This window comes from Streptomyces sp. WM6386 (genome assembly GCF_000972385.1).
GTDB lineage: Bacteria > Actinomycetota > Actinomycetes > Streptomycetales > Streptomycetaceae > Streptomyces.
Genome location: NZ_JXTE01000209.1, coordinates 1 through 1,111 on the forward strand (window position 1 = coordinate 1; position 1,111 = coordinate 1,111).

Annotated in this window: 1 protein-coding gene; it reads left to right on the forward strand. The window is 68.1% G+C overall.

Annotated features, from left to right (window positions below):
- Positions 1-363: 363 nt before the first annotated feature.
- A partial coding sequence (locus TN53_RS40780) for a sugar-binding domain-containing protein (protein ID WP_046263932.1) occupies positions 364-1,111 on the forward strand: 748 nt, incomplete at its 3' end.

The window sequence follows — 1,111 nt, forward strand, 5'->3', positions numbered from 1 at the left end:
CACCTGCCCCGCAGCGATCCCGCGTTACATCGTCCAGTGGAACAGCCTCAACGCCGACGCCCAGCTCTGGAAGATCGTCCACGTCAACTGACGCGACCAAGGGCGCGGTGGCCGGCATCCCGCCGGCCGGGCTCGCCCGACCGAGCCGACGAGCCCGGCCATCCCTGTTCCGTACGCGTCCACTCCGGCGCCGCAATCCGGGAGCAACGCCGGTGGGACGCCAGGTCCGACGCGGCAACCCTCTCGGTTGCTTCGCGCAGGAAACCTTCTACTTCACCTCTACGGAAGTGAGTTCTGAAAATGACAGGTTCCCCTTCTCGCCGACAGGTTCTTACAGTCACGGCCGGAGGAGTGGCGGCCTCGTTGACGGGTGTTGCGACGGCCGGCGCCGCGGCCACGGCTGGGCCGGACGCCGCGCCGAATCCTCGTGTCTGGATCCATATCAACAACGGGTGGCGATTCGTCAGGGCAGACGTCACAGGCGCGGAAGCGCCCGGCTTCGACGACTCCGGATGGGCGTCGGTCAACACGCCCCACACCTGGAACGCCGTCGACGGAGCCGACGGCGGCAACGACTACTACCGCGGAGTGGGCTGGTACCGCCGCCATTACACCGTGCCGTCCGAGCTGGCGGGGAAGCGGCTGTACCTGCAGTTCGCCGGCGTCAACCAGGTCGCCGACGTCTGGGTCAACGGCACGTACCTCGGGCAGCACAAAGGCGGATACTCCCGGTTCAGGTTCGACGTCACCGCCGTACTCGTCCCGGGCGGGGACAACGTGATCGCGGTGAAGGTGACCAACGCCCGCGGCACCGACATCGCGGCGGTGAGCGCCGACTACACCTTCGAGGGCGGCATCTACCGCAACGGGAGCCTGTGGGCCATCGACAACCTTCACGTGCGGATGACGGACTACGCGGGTCCCGGCGTCTACCTGCGGCAGAGCGATGTGAGCGCGGCGTCGGCCACGGTGACGGCGACCACGAAGCTGTGGAACGACACCAGCACCACCAGATCGGTGGTGGTCCGCACCGTCATGGCCGACGGCAGCGGGAACGTCGTCGCGGACACCAGCACCGCTGCACGCTCCCTTGCCGCGGCCACCGGCACAG